Origin of the sequence: Micromonospora sp. MH99 (genome assembly GCF_021442385.1) — a bacterium.
In the GTDB taxonomy this organism is placed as follows: domain Bacteria; phylum Actinomycetota; class Actinomycetes; order Mycobacteriales; family Micromonosporaceae; genus Micromonospora.
The window spans coordinates 48,237-70,665 of record NZ_MUZA01000026.1 but is presented as its reverse complement, the minus strand read 5'-3'; the positions used below and the strand labels follow the sequence as shown (position 1 = coordinate 70,665).

28 protein-coding genes are annotated in these 22,429 nt (G+C 72.1%); 13 read left to right on the top strand and 15 right to left on the bottom strand.

Going from position 1 to position 22,429, the window contains the following annotated elements:
• Positions 1 to 96: 96 nt before the first annotated feature.
• From B0E54_RS16140 to B0E54_RS16105, 8 genes are all read right to left on the bottom strand, one after another.
• Entirely contained in the window at positions 97 to 1,272 is a 1,176-nt protein-coding gene (locus B0E54_RS16140) for a hypothetical protein (protein WP_234584359.1), read from the bottom strand.
• Between the two features lie 83 nt (positions 1,273 to 1,355).
• Positions 1,356 to 2,198: a SigE family RNA polymerase sigma factor gene (locus B0E54_RS16135; protein ID WP_234584358.1), complete on the bottom strand. Its 843-nt coding sequence runs from the start codon at positions 2,196 to 2,198 to the stop codon at positions 1,356 to 1,358.
• Positions 2,199 to 2,301: 103 nt separating this feature from the next.
• A complete protein-coding gene (locus B0E54_RS16130) occupies positions 2,302 to 3,171 on the bottom strand; it encodes a PH domain-containing protein (protein WP_234584357.1) in 870 nt (289 codons plus the stop codon).
• A 6-nt stretch (positions 3,172 to 3,177) separates the two neighbouring features.
• Complete coding sequence (locus tag B0E54_RS16125) at positions 3,178 to 3,336, bottom strand: hypothetical protein (protein ID WP_007455302.1); 159 nt, start codon at positions 3,334 to 3,336, stop codon at positions 3,178 to 3,180.
• A gap of 116 nt (positions 3,337 to 3,452) precedes the next feature.
• Positions 3,453 to 4,163, bottom strand: a complete 711-nt coding sequence (locus tag B0E54_RS16120) for a DUF6758 family protein (RefSeq protein ID WP_308195366.1) — start codon at positions 4,161 to 4,163, stop codon at positions 3,453 to 3,455.
• Positions 4,164 to 4,210: 47 nt separating this feature from the next.
• Positions 4,211 to 4,834, bottom strand: coding sequence for an RNA methyltransferase (locus tag B0E54_RS16115; RefSeq protein ID WP_234584374.1), 624 nt, complete (start codon positions 4,832 to 4,834; stop codon positions 4,211 to 4,213).
• Positions 4,835 to 4,887: 53 nt separating this feature from the next.
• A complete protein-coding gene (locus B0E54_RS16110) occupies positions 4,888 to 5,412 on the bottom strand; it encodes a hypothetical protein (protein WP_234584355.1) in 525 nt (174 codons plus the stop codon).
• Between the two features lie 104 nt (positions 5,413 to 5,516).
• Entirely contained in the window at positions 5,517 to 6,032 is a 516-nt protein-coding gene (locus B0E54_RS16105; protein WP_234584354.1) for a MaoC family dehydratase, read from the bottom strand.
• Positions 6,033 to 6,580: 548 nt separating this feature from the next.
• On the opposite strand from B0E54_RS16105, the gene trxA reads away from it, so the two are divergent.
• The 3 genes from trxA (at position 6,581) to B0E54_RS16090 (ending at position 8,500) form a co-directional block, all read left to right on the top strand.
• The gene (trxA, locus tag B0E54_RS16100; protein WP_030329190.1) at positions 6,581 to 6,943 is read left to right on the top strand and encodes a thioredoxin; all 363 of its coding nucleotides are present in this window, start codon (positions 6,581 to 6,583) and stop codon (positions 6,941 to 6,943) included.
• A 154-nt stretch (positions 6,944 to 7,097) separates the two neighbouring features.
• Complete coding sequence (locus tag B0E54_RS16095) at positions 7,098 to 7,538, top strand: hypothetical protein (RefSeq protein ID WP_234584353.1); 441 nt, start codon at positions 7,098 to 7,100, stop codon at positions 7,536 to 7,538.
• Positions 7,535 to 8,500 (top strand): HTTM domain-containing protein, encoded by a 966-nt coding sequence (locus B0E54_RS16090; RefSeq protein ID WP_234584352.1) that lies wholly within the window; start codon positions 7,535 to 7,537, stop codon positions 8,498 to 8,500. Before B0E54_RS16095 ends, B0E54_RS16090 begins: the two co-directional genes overlap by 4 nt.
• On the opposite strand, the gene B0E54_RS16085 is transcribed toward B0E54_RS16090, so the two are convergent.
• Positions 8,464 to 8,883, bottom strand: a complete 420-nt coding sequence (locus tag B0E54_RS16085) for a thiol-disulfide oxidoreductase DCC family protein (protein WP_234584351.1) — start codon at positions 8,881 to 8,883, stop codon at positions 8,464 to 8,466. The two genes, B0E54_RS16090 and B0E54_RS16085, sit on opposite strands and share 37 nt — an antisense overlap.
• 92 nt (positions 8,884 to 8,975) lie before the next feature.
• Between B0E54_RS16085 and B0E54_RS16080 the strand changes: the two genes are divergently transcribed.
• Both B0E54_RS16080 and B0E54_RS16075 read left to right on the top strand, forming a co-directional pair.
• Positions 8,976 to 10,022, top strand: a complete 1,047-nt coding sequence (locus B0E54_RS16080; protein ID WP_234584350.1) for an Rv2578c family radical SAM protein — start codon at positions 8,976 to 8,978, stop codon at positions 10,020 to 10,022.
• A 26-nt stretch (positions 10,023 to 10,048) separates the two neighbouring features.
• The gene (locus tag B0E54_RS16075) at positions 10,049 to 10,456 is read left to right on the top strand and encodes a CoA-binding protein (RefSeq protein WP_234584349.1); all 408 of its coding nucleotides are present in this window, start codon (positions 10,049 to 10,051) and stop codon (positions 10,454 to 10,456) included.
• Between the two features lie 60 nt (positions 10,457 to 10,516).
• Here the strand turns inward: B0E54_RS16075 and B0E54_RS16070 are convergent, their stop codons facing one another.
• Positions 10,517 to 11,713 carry an acyl-CoA dehydrogenase family protein gene (locus B0E54_RS16070; protein WP_234584348.1) on the bottom strand — a complete coding sequence of 399 codons (1,197 nt, stop codon included), beginning with the start codon at positions 11,711 to 11,713 and terminating at the stop codon, positions 10,517 to 10,519.
• A 176-nt stretch (positions 11,714 to 11,889) separates the two neighbouring features.
• On the opposite strand from B0E54_RS16070, the gene B0E54_RS16065 reads away from it, so the two are divergent.
• Complete coding sequence (locus B0E54_RS16065; RefSeq protein ID WP_234584347.1) at positions 11,890 to 12,426, top strand: DUF4190 domain-containing protein; 537 nt, start codon at positions 11,890 to 11,892, stop codon at positions 12,424 to 12,426.
• Positions 12,427 to 12,439: 13 nt separating this feature from the next.
• On the opposite strand, the gene B0E54_RS16060 is transcribed toward B0E54_RS16065, so the two are convergent.
• Positions 12,440 to 13,345 (bottom strand): SDR family NAD(P)-dependent oxidoreductase, encoded by a 906-nt coding sequence (locus B0E54_RS16060; protein WP_234584346.1) that lies wholly within the window; start codon positions 13,343 to 13,345, stop codon positions 12,440 to 12,442.
• Positions 13,346 to 13,462: 117 nt separating this feature from the next.
• On the opposite strand from B0E54_RS16060, the gene B0E54_RS16055 reads away from it, so the two are divergent.
• On the top strand, positions 13,463 to 13,987 hold the full coding sequence (locus B0E54_RS16055; RefSeq protein ID WP_234584345.1) for a DUF4190 domain-containing protein: 525 nt from the start codon (positions 13,463 to 13,465) through the stop codon (positions 13,985 to 13,987).
• A 73-nt stretch (positions 13,988 to 14,060) separates the two neighbouring features.
• Here B0E54_RS16055 and B0E54_RS16050 read toward each other — a convergent pair whose 3' ends face one another.
• Positions 14,061 to 15,017, bottom strand: coding sequence for a CoA ester lyase (locus B0E54_RS16050; RefSeq protein WP_234584344.1), 957 nt, complete (start codon positions 15,015 to 15,017; stop codon positions 14,061 to 14,063).
• A gap of 125 nt (positions 15,018 to 15,142) precedes the next feature.
• Between B0E54_RS16050 and B0E54_RS16045 the strand changes: the two genes are divergently transcribed.
• The 3 genes from B0E54_RS16045 to B0E54_RS16035 all read left to right on the top strand — a co-directional run bounded on the left by B0E54_RS16045 (position 15,143) and on the right by B0E54_RS16035 (position 17,208).
• Positions 15,143 to 15,967, top strand: coding sequence for an SDR family NAD(P)-dependent oxidoreductase (locus tag B0E54_RS16045; protein WP_234584373.1), 825 nt, complete (start codon positions 15,143 to 15,145; stop codon positions 15,965 to 15,967).
• Positions 15,968 to 15,977: 10 nt separating this feature from the next.
• Positions 15,978 to 16,253, top strand: a complete 276-nt coding sequence (locus B0E54_RS16040) for a hypothetical protein (RefSeq protein ID WP_234584343.1) — start codon at positions 15,978 to 15,980, stop codon at positions 16,251 to 16,253.
• Positions 16,254 to 16,563: 310 nt separating this feature from the next.
• Positions 16,564 to 17,208 carry a hypothetical protein gene (locus B0E54_RS16035; protein WP_234584342.1) on the top strand — a complete coding sequence of 215 codons (645 nt, stop codon included), beginning with the start codon at positions 16,564 to 16,566 and terminating at the stop codon, positions 17,206 to 17,208.
• 6 nt (positions 17,209 to 17,214) lie between these two features.
• On the opposite strand, the gene B0E54_RS16030 is transcribed toward B0E54_RS16035, so the two are convergent.
• Entirely contained in the window at positions 17,215 to 18,183 is a 969-nt protein-coding gene (locus tag B0E54_RS16030; RefSeq protein ID WP_255787084.1) for a DMT family transporter, read from the bottom strand.
• A 97-nt stretch (positions 18,184 to 18,280) separates the two neighbouring features.
• Here B0E54_RS16030 and B0E54_RS16025 point away from each other — a divergent pair, with 97 nt between their 5' ends.
• Complete coding sequence (locus B0E54_RS16025) at positions 18,281 to 19,006, top strand: HAD family hydrolase (protein WP_234584340.1); 726 nt, start codon at positions 18,281 to 18,283, stop codon at positions 19,004 to 19,006.
• 17 nt (positions 19,007 to 19,023) lie between these two features.
• Here B0E54_RS16025 and B0E54_RS16020 read toward each other — a convergent pair whose 3' ends face one another.
• Entirely contained in the window at positions 19,024 to 19,554 is a 531-nt protein-coding gene (locus B0E54_RS16020; protein WP_234584339.1) for a hypothetical protein, read from the bottom strand.
• Positions 19,555 to 19,566: 12 nt separating this feature from the next.
• Positions 19,567 to 20,442 carry a PhzF family phenazine biosynthesis protein gene (locus B0E54_RS16015; RefSeq protein ID WP_234584338.1) on the bottom strand — a complete coding sequence of 292 codons (876 nt, stop codon included), beginning with the start codon at positions 20,440 to 20,442 and terminating at the stop codon, positions 19,567 to 19,569.
• A gap of 33 nt (positions 20,443 to 20,475) precedes the next feature.
• Between B0E54_RS16015 and B0E54_RS16010 the strand changes: the two genes are divergently transcribed.
• Positions 20,476 to 21,762, top strand: a complete 1,287-nt coding sequence (locus B0E54_RS16010; protein WP_234584337.1) for a magnesium transporter MgtE N-terminal domain-containing protein — start codon at positions 20,476 to 20,478, stop codon at positions 21,760 to 21,762.
• On the top strand, positions 21,755 to 22,381 hold the full coding sequence (locus tag B0E54_RS16005) for a DUF1003 domain-containing protein (RefSeq protein WP_234584336.1): 627 nt from the start codon (positions 21,755 to 21,757) through the stop codon (positions 22,379 to 22,381). The genes B0E54_RS16010 and B0E54_RS16005 overlap by 8 nt, the downstream gene beginning before the upstream one ends.
• Positions 22,382 to 22,429: the final 48 nt, after the last annotated feature.

Sequence of the window (22,429 nt, the reverse complement as noted above, 5' to 3'; positions counted from 1 at the left end):
GGGCCGCTCCCGGCGCAGGGCACCGGAACGCGCACAGCGAGCCGAGCCGGTTGCCGCAGCGCGGGACGCCACGACCGACGGGGAGCCGGGTGCGGATCAGGAGCCGGTGACCAGGACCGGCCGGTCACCGGGCGCGAGGCCGTCCACGGGCACCGGCTCGGCCGGTTGCCCGGCACGCACCCGTTCGACGTCGACCTGAACCAGCTTGCCGGCGCTGTCGACGTAGGCGACGTCCGTCCCGGTCGTCCAGGCGACCGCGCCACTCAGCGCCGGACCGGCCGGCATGGCGTTCACCGTCGCTCCGAGTCGCTGCAGATCGACCAGGAGGGCCTGATCGGTCGGGCCGACCTTCCCGTTCACCAGAAGCCACCGCCCGTCGTCGGACACGCCGCCCGCGCCGTCCCGGCTCAACTGGGTGCCGCAGGCGGTGCGTACCGGCTTCAGGGCCCGCTTCGGGTCGAGCGCCGCCAGGCAGGTCCCACCGGACCCGCTCGCGGACACCTGACCAATCAGCCGCCCGTCGGGCAGCGCACCGTAGACGTTCAGGGTGCCCCGCTCGGACACCGCGGTCAGCTCCCCCGTGCCCGGCCGCCACAGCGCATGGGTCGGCCCGTTCCGGTCGAGCCGGACCAGCACGCTGTTTCCGACGAACCGGACGGGTTCCGCGCCGTCCGGCACCGGAATGCGCACCGTGCCGATGAGCTGGCTCCCGACGACTCCCGCCACGAGCAGGTCCTTGCCGTCGCGCCAGGCGACCTGGCTGGCGTCGGGCGCGAGAACGATCTTGCCCGCACCGGCCAGCAGCACCTGCACCAGGCCGTCGTCCCGCGCGACCCAGAGGGAACGGCCGGCGGTGGTCGGGGCACCGACCACCAGCAGGCCGGCGCCGCTGGGCAGGCTGTGGGCGCGTTCGGCGGGCCCGACGCTGGGCAGCGCCAGCCGCTTGCCGTCGGGGTTGATCAGGGTGCCGTCGAGGAGCAGGCCGGCTGGCGCTCCGGGCGATGACGCGGGTGGGGCAACGGGCGCCGAGGGAAGCGGCCGGGCCGACAGATCCGGATCGCCGATCACGACGATGGGCGGGCCCTGCCGGCCGGTCTCGTCGGCGAGCTGCGTCATGCCGGCGCCGATCAGCACGGTGGTGACCATTCCGAGCGCGACACCGACACCGGTACGGCGCCGTCGGATCCGGTTGGCCCGGCGGATGGCCTGACCGGCCGGGTCGGCGGTCAGCGGACGGGTGACGGCGACCTGGTGCGAGAGAGTCTCCCGCACCGCACCTTCCAGCTGGTCACGTCGCACCTGGTTAGGACGCTGCGGACCGCCCGTCAGGTTGTCGGACCGCGGCGGGAATGCGCTCACTGCTGGTCTCCGGCGCCGGTGCCGACGGGCACGGCCGCCGGAGCGGTGGGTAGCTCGACCGCCGGTGCGATCGGGCGCGGCTCGGACGGGCGGGGTGCGACAGCTCCCGGCCCGGCCCGACCGGCCGCCGGACGGGGCGTCGCCTCGGCACGGCCCCCCGGATCCCTCCCGGCCGGCCCAGGTCGGGCAGCGTCGGCACCTCGGCCAGCTCCCGCGGCATCCCCCCGGCCGGCGGGAGCAGCCCCACCGCCGGAGGAAGCAGCGCGACCCGGGAGAGCGGCGTCGCGGCCCCGGCCGGAGAGAGCAGCGCGACCGTCGGTACCGGGGGCATCGGCCAGGTCCGGGGTGGCGGTGCCCATCCGTCGGCGCAGCGTGGCCAGTGCCCGGGAGGCCTGGCTCTTCACCGTGCCCGGCGAGATGTCCAGCAGCGCGGCCGTCTGTGCTTCCGACATGTCCTCGTAGTAGCGCAGGACCAGCACCGCCCGCTGCCGGCTCGGCAGCTCCCGGAGGTGCCGCCAGAGCAGGTCACGGTCGAGCTGCTGCTCGATCTCGTCGACACCGGGCCGTTCGGGCAGCACCTCGGTGGGGCGTTCGCCGTGCCAGCGTCGCCGCCACCAGCTCGTCGAGGTGTTGACCATCACACGACGGGCGTACGGCTCGACGGCTTCGATCCCGCCGAGCCGCTTCCAGGCGAGGTAGGTCTTGGTCAGCGCCGTCTGGAGCAGATCCTCGGCCGTCGCCCAGTCGCCGGCGAGCAGATAGGCGGTACGGAGCAGGGCGGCGGAGCGAGCCGCGACGAACTCGCGAAACTCCTCCTCCAACGGGTCCCTGCTCGCCACCACACACCTCCGCACCCACACCGTCCTGGCAGAGTGCCACGTCAGAGGCGTTCCGGTCCATGACGAAAGGTGCGCACTTGCTCCGATGTTCGGACGAAAACTTTCACGCCCCGTCGTCGGCCTTGGCCTCGTCGGCCTCCTTGCCCAACCGCGCCTCGACCGCCTGCGGCTCGTACATCTCTTCCACGACGCGCAGGTACAGCTCGTTCGGGTTGGGCAGGTTCTTGATCTCCCGCAGCGCCTGCTCCTGGCCGGCGGACTCCAGGACGAAGGTGCCGTAGTTGAGTGCGCGGCCGGTCGGCGTCTGCTCGTACTTCATGTCGGTGACCCGGACCAGCGGCATCATGGCCACCTTGCGGGTGACGATGCCGTTGACCACCATGACCCGCTTGTTGGTCAGGATGAACCGGTCATACCACCAGTCGGCGACCTTCCAGGCCACCCAGCCCATGACGGCGAACCAGAGCAGCACCGCGATGGTCGTCAACGCGCCCACGTTGTTGCCGGCGAGGAAGCCGGACAGGTAGCCGAGCACGAACGTCGCCGCGATGCCGATCAGGAGCGGGTTGGTGAGGTGGATCCAGTGCCGCTTCCACTCGCCCCGGTAGCGCTCGGTGGGGAAGAGGTAGCGGGCGACCAGCGAGCTGGGCTCGTCCTCCAGCGGAAGCACCCGCCGGGGAGTCGCCCCCGTCGCGTCGGCACGCAGCCCCGCGAGCTCGTCCTCGGAGATCTGCGGTGGCTGGTAGGCGGCCTCGGGATCGCGAATCCAGCCCCGGCCGGACCGCCCTTCGCCGGCATAGCCGGGCCCTTCGCCGTAGCCGACGTCGTCCGAAAGGGACGGCCCGTCGGACAGGCCGGGACCGGCTCCGTAGCCCGGGCCGTCATCCGGCCCGATCCGCGGTATCGGCTCGGTGTCGCGCCGGTCCCGGTCGGGGTCGTCCGGGTCGAAGGGTGGACCGGAAGGGCTGCCCATCGACGGTTAGGCGACGAGGCTGGTGAAGAAGTCGCCGAACCCCTGGGCGATGTCCATGATCCCGCCGCCCAGCGACTTGAACACATCAGCCGCAGAGTTTGGCCGATAGGCGACGAAGAAGATCAAGAATGCGATTCCGGCCCAGGTGAGGACCTTCTTGACCATGGCGGGCCATCCTCTCGCGCGGCGCCGGGTCCCATTACCGCAGCGGCACCCAGAGTATCAGTGTGGTGTCGTACAGTGAAGATCTGCGTCCGTTCTCCGTCAAACCCGGAAGGCTGTCAAGCCCTCCCGGACAGGTACGGGGATGGTGCGCCGTACACGAGTTCGGGCGGAGTCCACTCGGTCAGGTCGTGCAAAACGACGTCTTCCGCGAGGAGGTGACCCGCACTCGCCGGCCAGGCTATCGCATGCAGCCACATTCCCCGAGCCTCGCCGGCGTACGCGCTTCGATCCGTCGGAGAATTCACCAGCCACAGTGGAGTCGGGTGCCCGCCGACCCGGATCCTGGCCTGCCCCACGTGCTCGGGGTGCCCCGGGCCGGGGTCGGTCAGCGCGTCGGCGAGTTCCGGTCCGGGATCCGGGCCGGCCAGGCCGGCGAGTCGGGTGCCCAGGCCGACGCCCGGCTCCTCGGCCACGAAGACCAGATCCGCCGGGCCGTCGTCGAGCGGCGCGGGCCCCGCGCAGGCCACCGCGGTCGCCCGTACGCCGGTGCGGTCGTCACCGGCGTACGCCACGCCGGTGAGGGTCCACCCTGGCGGCAGCGGCCACGGGCACCACAGCGGCGTCCCCGGTGGACCGCCGGTCGCGGCGATCCGCTCCACCACGCTCGCGACGATCTCCGCTCCGATGTGTTCGGGCACGTGCAGCGGCGGCACGGGACCGCAGCGCAGGCACCTCGACTCGGTGTGCATCAGATCCGGCGCCCGTACCGGGCCCCCGCATCTCGGACAACTCACCGCGACACTCACAACCCCACCGTCACCCGGCATCGCTGGCACGTCAAGCCGGAACGCCGATTGCGCCGGCGGGGCGAGGGTCAGTCCGGTGGCGGCCCGGCGTGGGTACGGATCCACGCGTGCATGGCGATGCCGCTGGCCACGCCGGCGTTGATGGACCGGGTCGAGCCGTACTGGGCGATGGAGTAGAGCGCGGCGCAGGCGGCACGCGCCGGCTCGGACAGGCCGGGTCCCTCCTGGCCGAAGAGCAGCACGCAGTCCCGCGGCAGGGTGCCGGTCTCCAGTGGGCGGGAGCCGGGCAGGTTGTCGATGCCGAGCACGGGCAGCCGGCGCCCCGCCGCCCAGTCGACGAACTCCTCGATCGTCTCGTGGTGCCGCACGTGCTGGTACCGGTCGGTCACCATCGCGCCCCGCCGGTTCCACCGCCGCCGTCCGACGATGTGCACCTCGGCGGCGTTGAAGGCGTTGGCGTTGCGCACGACCGTGCCGATGTTGAAATCGTGCTGCCAGTTCTCGACGGCGACGTGGAAGCCGTGCCGGCGCCGGTCCAGGTCGGCGACGATCGCGTCAAGCCGCCAGTAGCGGTAGCGGTCGACCACGTTGCGCCGGTCCCCCTCGGCCAGCAACGCCGGGTCGTAGCGCGGGTCCTCGGGTGGGTCCCCCGGCCAGGGGCCCACGCCCACCTCAAGCTGGTCGTCGGTCACGGTCATCAGAGGGTACGGGCCACCTCGGCGTCCGCCGCGACGGCCCGCCGACCTCAGCCGAGGCCGAGCGCGTCACCCAGCCGGTCCAGGAAGCGTCGGTCGGCGGGGCTGGCCGGACGTCCGCCGGGGCCGGGCACCGCCCGGCAGACTCGGGCCGCGACCGACTGCACCCACTGGCGGTACGCGGCCGAGTCGGCGGGATCAGCGCGCCGGTGCAGGACCCGCACCGCGGCCCGGCACGCGACCAGGAGGTCCACCAGGTCGGTGAGCCGCTCGGCGGGCGCCGGGGCGCCGTCGTGGCGGGCGTAGATCGCGGCGACCACGGCACGGACCAGATCACTGTCGAACCCGCGGCCGGCAGCCACCGCGTCCAGACCCGCGAGGCCCGCCATCACTCCCCGCTCCGGGCGGCCGGCGCCGGGCGCTGCGGCGGCCACGAGCACCCGGGCGGGCAGGCTGGTGAGCAGGTCCCACTCGGCGGCGGAGTAGACGGCGGTGGTCAAGGGTGCGGCGCGGCGGCCGGCAGAGGGCGGCTCTCCGGCGACGGAGTGGCTCATCGGAACCTCCGGCGCCAGCATAAGCCCCGAAACGGGCGGCGGGCCCCCTCCCCGGCAGAACCTGCGGTGGGGATGGAGGCCCGTACCAGGGCGGCGGCGACTGCTGCTCAGCGCCGCCCGGAGGGTCAGCGCGGGCTCGGGAAGCTGGGCCGCTCCGGGTCCACTCCCTCGGCTACGGCGTCGGCCGCGTACTCCCGCTTGGGGACCATGACCTTGCGGCGGAAGACGCAGACCATGGTGCCGTCCTGGTTGTAGCCCCGGGTCTCCACGGACACGACGCCCCGGTCGGGCTTGGAGCCCGACTCGCGCTTGTCCAGCACCGTCGTCTCGCCGTAGATGGTGTCGCCGTGGAAGGTGGGCGCCACGTGCCGCAGCGACTCGACCTCCAGGTTGGCGATGGCCTTGCCGCTGACGTCCGGCACCGACATGCCGAGCAGCAGCGAGTAGATGTAGTTGCCGACCACCACGTTGCGCTTGAACTGGCTGGCGGTCGCGGCGTAGTGCGCGTCCATGTGCAGCGGGTGGTGGTTCATGGTGAGCAGGCAGAAGAGGTGGTCGTCGTACTCGGTGACGGTCTTGCCCGGCCAGTGCCGGTAGACCGCGCCGACCTCGAACTCCTCGTAGTAGCGGCCGAACTGCATCCTGGTCCCCTTCGACGGGCGGCGATGGAGTTCGGCACAGCATGCCTTACCGGTGGTTAAGGCGACGGCCGGGGCGCGACCCCGGCGGAAATGTCACACCGGTCACTCACCCGAGGGGAGACGCAATGAGCGGCGGGGCCCTCCCCGGCACCCGCCGCCCACGCTCTGATGCGAGGAATTCTGCCCTACGGCGGCGTAGGTACGACAGAGATCGAGGTCACATTTATCTTTTTGTAACACTACTCTACGTGACGAAGAGCGGGTTGATCAGCGATCTCCGCAGGCCGGATACCTCCTCGTCAGGGCTCAAGTTACCGATTCGTAGCGCTCGATCGGGTGGATCTCCTTGGAATCGCTCCCATCACCCCAGGTCACGCAAGTGCGTCATGCACTTGCGTTCCGCAGGACGAGATGAACTGACATAGTTCGATGGCCGACGAGGACCCCGGGCAGCCCTGCGCACGTTTCGTGCTGGACGGCCCGGGAATTCGATACGGTCAGCCCTGGTTCTACGGGACGCAGACAAACCGCGGTGATCGGAGAGTGCAATGGCAACCGTTGAGCTGACCTCGGCGAACTTCGACGAGGTGACCGGCAACGACGGCATCGTCCTGGTCGACTTCTGGGCCGACTGGTGTGGTCCGTGCAAGCGGTTCGCCCCGGTCTACGAGCGCTCCTCGGAGAAGCACCAGAACATCGTCTTCGGCAAGGTCGACACCGAGGCCCAGCAGGAGCTGGGGGCGAAGTTCGACATCCGGTCGATCCCGACGATCATGGCGATCCGTGACGGCGTCATCGTCTTCGCCCAGCCGGGCGCGCTTCCCGAGTCCGCGCTGGAGAACCTGATCGAGCAGGTCGAGGCACTGGACATGGACGACGTCCGCAAGCAGCTGGCCGAGCACAACCACTGAGCCGTCCCCGCGACGGCGCGCGAGGGCCGGGCCCGATTCGGGTCCGGCCCTTCGCCGTAACCGGGCACACCCTCATGATCACCGACCTGGGCAGGCGGAACTGACCGTCGGAGGGACCCGACACGGCCGGTACATCCCGTATCGTCACGACCCGATGGAGACCCTCACCACCCGCGGGCGCGCGACCCGGCTGGGCGCGACCGCTCTCGGCCTCGTCCTGCTGCTGCTCGGCACCTTCTGGGGCAGCGACGACGACTTTCCGTTCGGCCCGTTCCGGATGTACGCCACCTCCAACCCGCCGAACGCCCCCGCCCCGGACACCCGGGTCGAGGGCGTGAACAGCACCGGCGCCGTGGTCGACCTCGACCAGGGCGCCACGGGCATCCGCCGCGCCGAGATCGAGGGCCAGCAGGACCGGTACGCCGCCGACCCGACGCTGCTCGCCGAGGTGGCCGACGCGTACGCCGAACGCCACCCGGCCGCCCCGGCGCTGGTCGAGGTCCGCATCGTCATCCGCTGGCACGGCATCCGGGCCGGCCGGCCCACCGGGCAGCACACCGACGAGACAGTGGTCCGCTGGCAGGTCGCCCGATGAGCGGCTGGCTGACCGAGGCGGTGCCGCGCGGCCGGATCGCCGCCTTCCGCACCCTGATCTACCTGTTCGTCGCCGCCGACCTGGTGGTCTTCACCCCGTGGGTACGCACCCGGGCCAGCGTGCCCGGCGAGCTGTACCAACCACTGCTGATCGGCCGGCTGCTCCCCCTGCCGACGCCGACGCCGACGCTGGTGGCCGTGATCTTCTGGGCGCTGCTGCTGCTCGCACTGCTCGCCGCGACCGGCCGGGCGCCCCGGCTGCTCGGCTGGTCGGTCTGCGCGCTCTACCTCGAGTGGATGATCATCGCGATGAGCTACGGAAAGGTCGACCACGACCGGTTCGGGCTCCTCGTCGCACTGGCCGTGCTGCCCACCGCCGGCCGGGCCCGCCACGGCGACACCACCCGCACCGAGGCCGGCGGCTGGGCGCTGCGGGTCACCCAGATCGCGGTGATCTGCACGTACTTCCTGGCGGCCTGGGCCAAGCTGCGCTTCGGCGGCCTGGACTGGCTGACCGGCTCGGTGCTGGCGCGAGCCATCATCCGACGCGGCACCGACCTGGCGGACCTCGTCGCCCAGGTGCCGTACCTGCTGATCGTCGCCCAGTTCGGCATCGTGGCGTTCGAACTGTTCAGCCCCGTGGTGTTCCTGCTGCCGGCCCGCTGGCGCCTGGCCATGGTCGGCTTCTTCTACTCGTTCCACGTGGTGACCATCGCGACCATCACGATCTCGTTCGCGCCGCACCTCGCCGCGATGACGAGCTTCCTGCCGCTGGAGCGGGTCCGCCCGCTGGTCTGGGCCCGCCGGCTGGCCGGCCGCGGAACTCGCGGGTCGGCGACGGACACCCCGGCGCGCGTCGAGACCGAGCCGACGGCTCCCGACCCGGCTCCGGTGGGAGCCGGTGCGGAGCCGGTGCCGCCCGGGGATCAGGCCCCGGCGCTCGGGCGGCCGGTCGGCCCGTAGAGCCGCTCCCGGGCCTCCTGGGGCAGCGAGCACGCCGCCGTGCCACCCGGGAGCCGGTGCCGGTTGCGCGCCACCCAGCGGTACGCGGGCCAGGCGACGGCGCGGGCCGGCGGAAACCGCAGCCCCGCTCCGGCGACCCGCCAGAGCGGACCGCTCGCGGCGAGCAACTTCGCGATGGCGTCCGGCCCGGCGGCGCGGGAGCCGTCCGCGCCGACCCACTGCACAGCCTCCTCGCACTGGGCGACCGTGAGGCCGAGCGCGTCCAGATCGGCGAACTGCCAGGGCACCACCCGGGCGGCGGTGGGGATGCGGCGCTCGATGAACTCCGCGCACGTCGTGCAGAACGCGCAGTCCCCGTCGTAGACGAAGGTCGACCTCTCCATGGTGTCCATCCTCCCCCGCGCGACCGCCGGGTGGGCTCCGGTGTCCGGCGGGTCACTTGCGCGCACCTCGTACACGTGTTCGAATAGTGGCCATGCGCTGGGACAACCTCACCGCTCCCCCGGCTGAGGGAGACCCCGAGCGGGCAGCGCCAGCGACGCCACCCCTGCCGCTGGCGCTGCCCGGCGCCGTCGTGCGCACCTTCGACACCCCCGAGTTCGCCGGGATGACCTTTCACGAGGTGCAGGCCAAGTCCATCCTTAACCGGGTGCCCGGCCAGTCCCGCGTGCCCTTCGAGTGGACCATCAACCCGTACCGTGGATGCAGTCATGCTTGTGTCTACTGTTTCGCGAGAAACACTCACACCTACCTCGACCTCGATGCCGGGGCGGACTTCGACCGGCAGGTGATCGTCAAGGTCAACGCCGGTGAGCTGGTACGGCGTGAGCTGGCCGCGCCGAAGTGGCGGGGCGCGCACGTGGCGATGGGCACCAACGTGGACTGTTACCAGCGGGCCGAGGGGCGTTACCGGCTGATGCCGCAGATCATCGCGGCCCTGCGCGACTTCGCCAACCCGTTCTCGATCCTGACCAAGGGCACGCTGATCCTGCGGGACCTGCCGCTGCTGCGCCAGGCCGCCGAGGTGACCCGGGTCGGCATCTCCTACTCGGTGGGCTTCGTCGACGAGCAGCTCTGGCGTGGCGTCGAGCCGGGCACGCCGCATCCGAGCCGCCGCCTGGACGCCGTCCGCCGGCTCACCGACGCCGGCTTCGAGGTCGGGGTGCTGATGGCGCCGATCCTGCCCGGGCTCAGCGACGGCGACGAGTCGATCGACGCCACCGTGTCGGCGATCGCGGCGGCCGGGGCGACAAGCGTGACCCCACTGGCGCTGCACCTGCGCCCAGGTGCCCGGGAGTGGTACGCGCAGTGGCTCGCTCGGGAGCATCCGCACCTCGCGCCCCGCTACCGCGAGCTCTACCGGGCCGGCGCGTACGCCCCGCAGGCGTACCAGCGGGAGCTGACCGCCCGGGTGCGGATCGCGGCCCGCCGCCACGGGCTGCACCGGGGCGAGCTGGGTGACAACCGTCGGCTGCCCGAGCCGCCCCCACCGCCGGCCGCCGAGCAGCTGACCCTGCTCTAGCCGGCAGGCGGCGTTACAGTCGGCGGGTGCGTACCGCTCAGCAGATCCTCGCCGACTCCGCAGTCATCGCCGTCGTGGGCGCGTCACGCGACCCGCGCAAGGCCGCGCACGGCGTGCCGTTGCAGATGCAGCGGTACGGCTGGCGGATCATCCCGGTCAACCCGACCGTCGACGAGCTCTTCGGCGAGCGGGCGTACCCGACGCTCGCCGACATTCCGCACCCGGTGGATCTGGTGGACGTGTTCCGGCCGGCGGCCGACGCCGTGCAGGTGGTCCGGGACGCGGCGGCGATCGGCGCTCCGGCCGTCTGGCTGCAACTGGGCATCGTCTCGGCCGAGGCGCGACGGATCGCCGAGGAGGCCGGGATGGACTACGTCGAGGACCGCTGCCTCATCGTCGAGCGCGCCGCCGCCGGCCTGACCCGCCTCCCCTGACCCCTCTTCCCCACCCAGGGTCGATCATGGAGCTGGCCGTCGAGCCGGACCAGGGGCAGCTCAGAGCTTGTACTCCTTGAGCAGGCCGCGGGAGATGATTGTCTTCTGGATCTCCGAGGTGCCCTCGCCGATGAGCAGGAACGGGGCCTCGCGCATCAGCCGCTCGATCTCGTACTCCTTGGAGTAGCCGTAGCCGCCGTGGATGCGGAACGCCTCCTGCACGACCTCCGCGCAGTACTCCGACGCGAGCAGCTTGGCCATCCCGGCCTCGACGTCGTTGCGCTGGCCGGCGTCCTTGAGGCGGGCGGCGTTGACCATGAGGGCGTGCGCGGCCTCGATCTTCGTGCCCATCTCGGCGAGCTTGAACGCGATCGCCTGGTGCCGGGCGAGCGGCTGGCCGAAGGTCTTGCGCTGCTGGGCGTACGCGACGGCAAGCTCGAAGGCGCGGATGGAGATGCCGCAGGCGCGGGCGGCCACGTTGACGCGGCCCACCTCGATGCCGTCCATCATCTGGTAGAAGCCGCGGCCCACCTTGTCGGCGCCGCCGAGGATGGCCGAGTCGGGCACGGTCACCCCGTCGAGCACCATCTCGGTGGTCTCGACGCCCTTGTAACCCATTTTTTCGATCTTGCCGGGGATGGTGAGGCCGGGGGCGGTCTCGCCGAAGCCCGGCTCCTTCTCCAGCAGGAAGGTGCTCATGTTGCCGTACACCGACTCGGCGCCGGTGTCGGTCTTGACCAGGGTGGCCACCACCGAGGAGTACGCGCCGTTGGTCAGCCACATCTTCTGCCCGTTGAGCACGTAGCTGTCGCCGTCGCGGACGGCCCGGGACTTGATCGCCGAGACGTCGGAGCCGGTCTCCGGCTCGGACATCGAGAACGCGCCGCGCACCTCGCCGATGGCCATCTTCGGCAGGAGGCGGGCCTTCTGCTCGGCGGAGCCGTGCTGGGAGATCAGGTACGCCACGATGAAGTGGGTGTTGACGATGCCGGAGATCGACATCCAGCCCCGGGACAGTTGCTCCACCACGAGGGCGTAGGTGAGCAGCGACTCGCCGAGCCCGCCGTACTCCTCGTCGATGGTGAGGCCGAACAGCCCCATCTCGCGCATCCCGTCGAGGATGTCGGTGGGGTACTCGTCGGCGTGCTCCAGCCGCTGGGCGTGCGGGATGATCTCCTTGTCGGCGAACTCCCGGACGGTCTCCAGGATCGATCGCTGCACATCGGTCAGGCCGGGCGTCTGGGCGAGTCGGGCCATCTCAGCCTCCGGGGATCAGCGCACTACTCATGGGTAACTGAACGCTCGGTCAGTATCGGCCTCCCGGTCGGCAAGGCCAAGGTGACCAGTCCACACAACCGCTGTGAAAAGGTTCACCGCTGCGGGTACCGTCCGGCAAGAAGGACTTTTCCGGCACCGGCAGGAGGAGGACAGCTGTGAGCTACCCACCACCGTCGGGCCCCCCGGGGGACGAGCCGCCGCCGTCACCCTACGAGCCACCCCGGGACCAGTCGCCGTACGCGCCACCGCCAGCCGGCCAGTCGCCGTACCCGCCGCCGCCGGACCAGTCGTCGTTCGGGTCGCCGGAACGTTCACCGTACGGGCCCCCCGCCGACGAGCCGTCGCCGTACGAGCAGCAGAAGCCGCACCAGCCAGCGCACTGGGGGCAGCAGCCGCCCTACCCGCCGCAGGGCCCCTACGGCCAGTACGGCCCACCGCCGTCCGGCCCGGGTCGGGGCACCAACGTGCTGGCGATCCTGTCGCTGGTGTTCGCCTTCGTGTTCCCGCCGGCGGGCGCCGTCCTCGGCCACGTGGCCAAGCGGCAGATCCGTACCAGCGGCGAGGACGGCGACCAGCTCGCCACCTGGGGGCTGATCCTCGGCTACGCCTTCACCGCGCTGACCCTGCTGGCCTGCTGCGGCTGGCTGGCGCTGGTCATCTTCAGCAACACCGGCGACAGCAGCGGCTACTGACCCGCCGGGCCGGTCAGCGGAAACGCGCCTCCCGGACACTGTTGCCGCCGTCCACCACAAGCATCTGGCCGGTGATGTACGAGGCGGCCGGCGAGCAGAGGAAGCTGATGGCCGCGGCGACCTCGTCCGGGGTGCCCGGTCGACCGACCGGCGTGCCCAGGCCCTGCTTGATCTCGGCCATCGTGGACGCCGCCGTGTAGATGGTGCCCGGCGCGACCGCGTTCACCGTCACCCCGTCGGCGATCATCTCCATGGCCAGGGCACGGGTCAGCCCGACGACGCCGGCCTTCGCGGCGGCGTACGCGGCCTCGGTGGGCAGGGCGTTGACCGGCCCGGCGGTGGCCGCCAGGTTGACGATCCGCCCCCAGCCCCGCTCGGCCATCCCGCCGATGAACGCGCGACTGCACAGGAACGCGGTGGACAGGTTGCGGTCGATCTCGCCGCGCCACTCGTCGTAGGTCAGCTGCGCGACGGGACGCAGCACCCCCTGACTGGCCCGGCTCGCCAGACCGGCGTTGTTGACCAGCACCTCGACGTCACCCAGCTGCTCGGCCACCGCGTCGGCCAGCGCGCCGACCTCGGACTCGTCGGTCAGGTCCGCGACGAACCCGGTCGCCCCCAGCTCACCGGCCCGCTCGTGGATGCGCCGGGTGGTGCTGACGATGGCCACCCGCGCCCCCAGGTCGGCGAGCCGCCGGGCGGTGGCGTAACCGATGCCGTCCGGGCTGCCGGCCCCGGTCACCAGGGCCACCCGGCCGTCGAGCCGCATGGTCACCGGGTCCGCGAGTGCGACCGGTTCGTCGGGGCCGGGAGCGCCGGCCGGCGTGGCCGCCCGACCGCGGCGGCCCGTACCCGGGCGGCTCACGTCCCGTCGCGGTCGGCTGCCGGAACGGTCCGCGGCGCGCGCGTCTATTGCCATGCCAGGGATCCTGCCCGTTACGACCGGCCCGAGCAACGCGGCACCCGGGAGCGGGGGCATCGGGTTTAGGCATCCCTGGCTACTCTGTCGGCGCACCCGAGCCGACGGAGAGTTCGCATGACCAATCCCCCACCCCCCGGCGGTTGGACCGACCCCACCTGGTCGGCTCAACCGTCGAGCGCACCCCCGGACCCGACCCTGGTCGCCGGCCAGCCGGTGCCCACCCAGCCCGGCCCCTGGGACCCGTACGCGCCGGTCGACCCGTACGCGGGCGGGCAGCCGCCGCCGGGGCAGCCGGCACACCCGGGACAGCCGATGGCGTACGCCCCGCCCGGCTACCCGCCGCACCCCGGTTACGGCTACCCGCCACCGCCGAAGACCAACGGGCTGGCCATCGCATCGCTGGTGCTGGCCCTGGTCGGCGTCACGTCCTGCGGCATCACCTCGCCGATCGGGGCGATCCTCGGCCACGTGGCGCAGAAGCAGATCCGCGCCAGCGGTGAGGGCGGCGAGGGCATGGCGAAGGCCGGCATCATCGTCGGCTGGATCCTCACCGCGCTGATGGTGCTGGGCATCGGCGCGTACATCGCCATCATCATCTTCGCGGTCGCGAACGGCGGAGGCAGCGACAGCAGCTACTGAGGGCGGCGGCTCGGCGTACCACCGCTTGTCGGGTCGGGTCGACAGCCGGCGGCGGTCGACCCGGCCGGGCCACTCACTGCGCCGGTGGGGTGAACGACGAGGTACGGCTCATCCCGGCGGCACGGCCCTTCGCGGCGATCACCAGCGCCATCTTGCGGGACGCTTCGTCGATCATCTCGTCGCCGAGCATCACCGCGCCGAGCTTGCCGCCGGCCTCCGAGGTGTAGTGCTCGTACGCGTCGAGGATCAGCTCGGCGTGGTCGTAGTCGGCCTGGGCCGGCTGGTAGACCTCGTTGGCGGCGTCGATCTGGCCCGGGTGCAGCACCCACTTGCCGTCGAAGCCCAGCGCCGCCGAGCGCTTGGCCACCTCGCGGAACCCGTCGACGTCGCGGATCTGCAGGAACGGGCCGTCGATCGCCTGCTTGTCGTGCATCCGCGCGGCCATCAGGATCCGCATGAGGATGTAGTGGTACGGGTCGCCCGGGTAGTCCGGGATCAGGCCGCCGACCACCAGCGACCTCATGTTGATCGACGCCATGAAGTCGGCCGGGCCGAAGATGATGGTCTCCACGCGCGGCGAGGCGGCAGCGATGGCGTCCACGTTGACCAGACCCGCCGCGTTCTCGATCTGCGCCTCGATACCGATCCGACCGACCTCGAGGCCGATCGTCTTCTCGATCTGGGTGAGCGTCAGGTCCAGCCACTGCACCTGCGCGGCGTTCTGCACCTTCGGCAGCATGATGCAGTCCAGGTTCGCGCCGGCGCCCTCGACCACCTCGATGACATCCCGGTAGGTCCACGGGGTCGTCAGGTCGTTGACCCGGACCACCCGGGTCTTGCCGGCCCAGTCACCGTCGTTGAGGGCGGCCACGATGTTCTTGCGCGCATCCGGCTTGGCAAGCGGGGCCACGGCGTCCTCCAGATCGAGGAAGACCTGGTCGGCGGGGAGACCCTGCGCCTTGCCGAGCATCTTGACGCTGGAACCCGGCACGGCCAGGCAGGACCGGCGGGGACGACCGACTGCGGCCATGAATGTGCTCCTTCCAGCGACCGGCGGACACGCCGACGCCACGTGACTCCGAAGAAAACTTAACGATCCCAAAGGGCGTGGTGACGTCACGGTAACCTCGCGCCATGACCGGGGTGAATGGACCTGTGGAAGATCTCACTGGGCGTCGACTGGTGGTGGTGACCGGGGCCAGTTCCGGCATCGGGTTGGCCGCCGCGGTGAGCTTCGCGTGCCGCGGCGACCAGGTGGTGCTGGTCGGGCGGGATCCGGCCCGCCTACAGGCCGCGGCGGAACGGGTCCGGGAGACCTCGGGCGCGCGGCCCGAGTTGTTCAGGGCCGACTTCGCGGTGCTCGACGACGTGCGCGGGCTCGCCGAGCGGCTGCGCGACGCGTACGACCGGATCGATGTGCTGGCCAACAACGCCGGGGCCATCGCGCTCCAGCCGCTCACCACCGTCGACGGCTTCGAGCTGTCGATCCAGGCCAACCACCTGGCCCCCTTCCTGCTGACCAACCTGCTCGCCGAGCGGGTGGGCCGGATAGTGGTGACCGCCTCGGGCGCGCACCGCTTCGGCGGGCTCGACCCGGCCGACCTCAACAAGCCGCTGAGCCGTTACCGGCCGATGGGCGCGTACGGCACCAGCAAGCAGGCCAACATCCTGTTCGCCGCCGAGGCGGCCCGCCGCTGGCCGCACATCCCCACGCACAGCTTCCACCCCGGCGTGGTGCGTACCCGGTTCGCCAACGACAGTGCGATTGTCGCGTTCGGCATGCGGTTCCTGCCGTTCCGCAGCCCCTCCAAGGGCGCCGAGACGCTGCTCTGGCTGGCCAACCGGGATCCGGCCCGGCTCGTCAACGGGGGGTACTACTACAACCGCCGGCCCCGCCGGCCGTACCGCAAGGCAGCCGACCCGCGGCTCGCGGCCCGGCTCTGGGAAGCCAGCGCCACGGCCGTCGGCATCGATGGGTAGCGTGGCCGTCATGCTGACCCTTGTCGCAGTCGTCGAGTATCCGGCCGGAGCCGAGGCCGTCGGGCAGCGCTACGAGGACACCGTGCTGGCGCTGCTCGGCCGGCACGGTGGCCGGCTGGAGCGACGGCTGCGCGGCACCGACGGGCGGGCCGAGGTCCACGTGATCACCTTCGACGACCGGGCCGGGTACGAGTCGTTCCTCGTCGACCCGGAGCGGGCGGCGCTGCGCACCGCTCTCGGCGAGACCGCCCCGAACACCCGGGTCATCGAGGTCCACGAGGTCTGACCGCCGCCCGGCCCGCGGAACATGGGCGCGGACGCGCCACCCGGCACTTCTTCGCAGTCTTGGACAGTTTCCGTTGGCGGCCAACGGAAACTGTCCAAGATCTGTTCAACATGCGCTTCGCGGCCGGGCCGCGCGAAGCGGACCGCGCGGGCCGCGCGAAGCAGGCCGGGAAGGGCAGGTCGGGTTGGCCGTAGGACAACCGGCTGAGCGCCGCGCGGAGGCAGAGATCCGCCTCTTCCCCTACTTCATCACGTGGTGGTGGGCCGGAACAAGACTTGATCTTGGACTGTTCGAGGGCCAGGGTCGAGGCATGGATTTCGATGCGACAGCCACCGCCCGGCAGGCCCTCTGGATCGGCGGTGGACAGTGGGCCGGCAAGTCCACGGTCGCCGTGAACCTGACCCTGCGACACGGACTGACCACGTACCTCTACGACCGACACGACGCCCGCGGCCACGACGACCGGCGGGTCGCCGACCGGGTCCGGCGGGGCGAACCGCCCGCCGGGCCCGACCCGGACACCACCTGGGTGCGCACCGACCCGGCCCGGATGGCCGCCGACACGCTCGCGAGTTTCCCCCGCCGCTTCGACTGGGTCATGGACGACCTGAGCGCCCTCGTTCCCGCCCGCCGCATGGTGGCCGAGGGCTGGGGACTGCGCCCCGAACTGGTGGCACCGGTCGTCGAATCGGTACGGCAGATGGTGGTGCTGGTGCCCACCGCCGAGTTCCGTGCCCAGCAGATCGCCCGACTGCCGCGGGCGCGGGCGGTCCCCGCCGGGGTCAGCGACCCGGAACGGGCGCTGCGCAACCGGTGGGCACGCGACGAACTGGTGGCGGCGGACGCGGCGGCGCAGGCGAAACGGCTGGGCGTACGGGTGATCCGCGTCGACGGCACGCTCGACGGCGAGGAGCTGACCGACGTGGTGCAGGAGCACTTCGCGCCGTACCTGTGAGAGCGGTCAGCTCTCCAGCGGGGCGGCGTCGGCCGGGAGCGGAGTGGGCGGCGTGGCGCGGCGGCCCGCACGGGCACCGCCCACCACCACCACGACGACCCCGACCAGCAGCACCGCCATGCCCAGCAGCGCGTACGGGCGGGGCACCTGGTGCAGCCAGGCCCAACCGAGAAGGGCCGCGCCGGGGGCCTCCAGCAGGATCAGCACGCTCACAGTGGTCGCGGCGATCTTCTTCAGGGCGTAGTTGAACATCGAGTGCCCGAGCAGCTGGGCGCCCGCCACCAGGGCCAGGATCGCCAACCAGGTCCGAGTGTCGAAGCCGGTCATCCGGACCCCGCCGACCAGGCAGATCACCAGCAGGATCGACGCGCAGATGCCGTAGCAGATGGTCGTGTAGGTGGTGGTGCTGATGCTGGCGCGGGCCCGTTCACCGAAGGCGGTGTAGACGGCGGCGAACATGCCGCCGGTCACCGCCAGCAGGTCGCCGACGACGGCTCGGCCGGAGATGCCCACGTCCGCCCCGGTGGCGATCACCGCGCCACCGACGGCCACCGCGATGCCGACCCACACCACAGGGGGCAGCCGCCGCCCCTGACCCCGGGCGATCAGCCCCTGCCAGACCGGCTGCGTGGCACCCAGCGCGGTGGCCGCGGCGACCGAGGTGAGCTGGGCGCTCGGCACCCAGGTCGCGAAGTGCCCGGCCAGCGCGACCCCGGAGAGTACGCAGAACAGGCCCTCCCGCCGGCCGGCCCGGCTCGCCAACGCGCGGAACTCGGCGCGGCGCCGGGCCAGCGAGAACGGGCTCAGCACGGCCACCGCGAGCAGGTTGCGCCAGAAGGCGATGGCCAGCGCGGGGGCGGCGGCGTACGCGATCAGCGGCGCGGACGACGACACGGCGACAACTGCCAGGCCGACCGCGCCGGTGGTCAGCGGATCCAGCGGCGGGCGGGGAGATCCAGGGGGCACGGGAAGCAATGGTCACACGAATCGCGGGCAACACGGACCGTCAGCACTCCGTTACGATCACGCGCGTTCGCGCCGACGACCCTCGACCGCGCGGAGGCGCTCCCCCATGCCCGACTTCCAGGCGGTGCTGTTCGACTTCTTCGGCACGCTGACCCGTTCGGTCCAGCGCGGCGCCGCGCACCTCGGCACCGCGGAACTGCTCGGCTGCCCCACCGAGACGCTTACCGAGGTGCTCAATCGCACCTACTACGAGCGGGCCACCGGCCGGCTCGGCAACGCCGAGGCGACCCTGCGGTGGGTGTGCGGCCAGGCGGGCGTACACCCGAGTGACAGTGCGCTGCGGGCGGCGGTGGCGTCCCGGCACCGCGCGGTCCGCGCGGACACCCGGCTGCGGGCCGACGCCGTGCCCGTGCTGGCGGCGCTGCGGCAGCGCGGCCTGCGCACCGGCGTGGTCAGCGACTGTACGCACGAACTGCCGGCGTTCCTGCCGCAGCTCCCGATCGCGCCCCTGCTCGACGTGCGGGTCTTCTCCGTGCAGGTCGGACGCTGCAAGCCGGACGCGGCGCTCTACCTGACCGCGTGTAGTCGGCTCGGGCTCGCGCCGCACGAGTGCCTGTACGTGGGCGACGGCGGCAGCCAGGAGTTGACCGGCGCCGAACGGGCCGGGATGACCGCCGTCCGGCTGGCCGCGCCCGACCTGGCCGAGCACATGGTGTTCAACGCGGACCGGGAGTGGCGCGGCCGCACGCTGGGCACCCTGCGCGAGGTGCTCGACCTGGTGGGCACCGTCGCCGGAGTCGCTGCCGTCGGCGCGGGCGGTCCGGCGGCCTGACCGAGCCGGGCCCGTGGTCAGCGGCGGCGGACCCGGTGCAGGCGGAACGGCTTGCGGGTGGCGCGGACCGCCGGAGTCTCCCGAGGCTGCTCGGCCTGCGCGTCGGACGGCAGGCCGGCGCCGGTCAGCGGCTCACCGGCCGGGACGAGTCGGTTCACCGCGCAACCCTCGGCGGCCCAGCGGGCCACCAGATCGGCGGTCGGGCCGGGCGCGTTCAGGCGCTTGGCAGCCACCAGCGGCGCGGTGGTGTCCCACTCGTCGGTGCCCGGTGCCAGCCGGGTCACCCGGGCCGGCCAGGTGACGATCCGGCCTCCGTGGTCGCCGCGCAGGGTGACCTGCGCCTCGGTCGCGTCGGCCAGCCCCGGCGCGGCCTGCTCGCCCGGCCCACTCACCACGAGGAGCGCACCCTCCAGCGGCGCGCACCAGAGCGCGAGCGCCGGGCCACCGGACACGCTGACCCAGGCCACCGCGGCCTTCTTCATCGCCTCGTCGACCAGCGGCGTGCCAGCGGAGGCATTCTCGTCCGTCACACAGGCATTCTCCCGCATCGGCACCGTCGCTCAGCCCACGAACGGCGGCACGGCGATCTCGCCCCGGGCCACCGGCATCACCTGACCGGCGACTGTCGCGCCGACTGCCACACCGTTCGCCGCGGTCACCGTGCAGGCCAGCGCGGAGGGACGGTTCATCTCGATGCCCTGGCGCACCGCGTAGTGCGCCAGGCCGTCGCCCGGCAGCAGGCCGGTCGCCACCAGCCAGACGCCGAGCCCGAGCGCCGCCGAGCCGGTCGCCGGGTCCTCCGGAACGCCGAGCCCCGGCACGAAGACCCGGGCGTGCGCGGTTTGCGTGCCGGCGTCCCAGGAGAAGACGCTGACGTGCGCCACCCCGTACCGTTCCGCCGCCGCCGGGTTCACCCGCGCCCTGGCCACCGCTTCCGGACGGACCGGCAGGTAGGGAAACTCCAGCCCGCAGCCGGCCACCCGAGGGGCGGGTCCGGCCTGGTCATGGTCATCCGCGACCAGCCCGGCGATCTCCAGCAACGGCTCCGGATCCAGCTCGGGACCGAGGGTGGGGCTGCCTCCGGTGAGCGTCGCGCCGGTCGCGGTCACCTCGATCGGCAGCACACCCGCGCCACACTCCTGGGTGACCTGCCCCACACCGAACATCCCGCGCCGACTCGCGGTGACCGCCGCGCCGACACTCGGGTGCCCGGCGAACGGCAACTCCTCGGCCGGCGTGAAGATGCGGGCCCGGTAGGTGGCCCCCACCTGGGTCGGCGGCAGCACGAACACCGTCTCGGAGAGGTTGAACTCCAGCGCGAGCGCCTGCATCTGCTCGGTGGCCAACGCCTCCGCGCCGAACACCACGGCCAGCGGGTTGCCGGCGAACGGGCGGTCGGTGAAGACGTCAACGATCTCGTAGGCCAAGGTCGACATGTTGATAAACACTAGGCGCTTAGGCTGGTGCCCGTGAGCACGCCGACCCGGGTCTACATCGCCCGCCTCGCCGGAGTCGCCGTCTTCGATCCGAACGGCGACCAGGTGGGGCGGGTTCGTGACGCCGTGGCACGGCTGCGGGCGACCAAGCGACCCCCCGAGGTGGTGGGTCTCGTCGCCGAGATGCCGATGCGCCGACGGATCTTCCTGTCCATCAACCGCATCACCTCGATCGACGCGGACGCGGTGGTCCTCGGCTCCGGCACCCTCAACCTGCGACGCTTCGAGAAGCGCCCGAACGAGCTGCTGGTGCTCCAGGAGCTGCTGGACCGGCGCGTACAGCTCGAACCGGGCGGCCAGCCCGGCGCGGTGGTGGACGTCGCGATGGAGTGCACGCGCGGCGGCGAATGGTCGCTCAGCCGGGTCGCGGTCCGCGAGCAGACCGGCCGGCTCAGCCGCCGCGGCCACCTGCACCAGGTCGACTGGGACCGGGTACGCGGGCTCAGCGGCATCGCCGACAACCGGGGTACTGCGAACCTGCTCGCCGTCCTGGAGGACATGCGCCCGGCTGACCTGGCCAACGCGCTGCAGGACCTGCCCGACGCTCGGCGCAACGAGGTCGCGGCGGCGTTGAACGACGAGCGGCTGGCCGACGTGCTCAGCGAGCTGCCGGAGCACGACCAGGTGGAGATCCTCGCCGCGCTGGACCGGGAACGGGCCGCGGACGTGCTGGAGGAGATGGACCCGGACGACGCGGCGGACCTGCTCAACGAGCTGCCCCCACCGGAGCAGGATGTGCTGCTGGACCTGATGGAGCCGGACGAGGCCGACCCGGTCCGGCAGCTGCTCAAGTACACCCCGGGCACGGCGGGCAGCGTGATGACCTCGGAGCCGGTCATCCTGCCGCCGGACGCCACGGTCGCCGAGGCGCTGGCGCGGATCCGGGAGCCGCAGCTCTCCCCCGCCATCGCCGCCCAGGTCTTCGTGACCCGGGCCCCGCAGAACACCCCGACCGGCCGCTACCTGGGCATGGTGCACTTCCAGGCGTTGCTGCGTGAACCGCCGGCCGACCTGCTGGGCAAGGTGGTGGTCAACGACATCGACCCGCTGCGTCCCACCACCCCACTGCCGGAGATCACCCGCCGGATGGCCACCTACGACCTCGTCGCCATGCCGGTGATCGACCGGAGCAACCGGCTGGTCGGCGCCGTGACCGTCGACGACGTACTGGACCACTCGCTGCCTCGGGACTGGCGCGACCGGGACGCCCTGGCCGCCCCGGGCACCTCCGACGCGGTGCTGGACGGCGACGGTGGCTGAGCAGCGGCGTACGGAGCGGCTCGACCAGCCCCGCGAGCCCCGGGGCATCAAACTCCCCCGGTTCGACGCGGAGGCGTTCGGTCGCTGGTCGGAGGGCATCGCCCGGGGCATGGGCACCGCGAACTTCATCGTCGTCATGACAGTGGTGATCGCGATCTGGTTCGGCTGGAACACCCTCGCCCCGGCCGAGCTGCGCTTCGACCCGTACACCTTCACGTTCCTCACGCTGGTGTTGTCGTTGCAGGCCAGCTACGCCGCACCGCTGATCCTGCTGGCCCAGAACCGGCAGGCCGACCGGGACCGCTTGGCGCTGGAGGAGGACCGGCGGCGGGCCACCGCCCAGAAGGCGGACACCGAGTACCTGGCACGGGAGATCGCCGCGCTGCGGATCGCGCTCGGCGAGGTGGCCACCCGCGACTTCCTGCGTTCGGAGCTGACCCGGCTGGCCGAGGAGCTGGATGAGGCGGGGCAGCGCCGGCAACGCCTGGAGCGCCGGCAGCAGGAGAAGGACAGCCAGCAGGAGCGGCGCGCGCAGCGGGCGACCGACGGCCTGGGTCTGGACGAGCCCCGCGACGACCTGGACGGCGACTTCGCCCGCGACGCCCGGCCCGACCGCTGATCAGCGGGTCGGGTTCGGTAATCGTATGGCTCACACCACCGTCGGCCA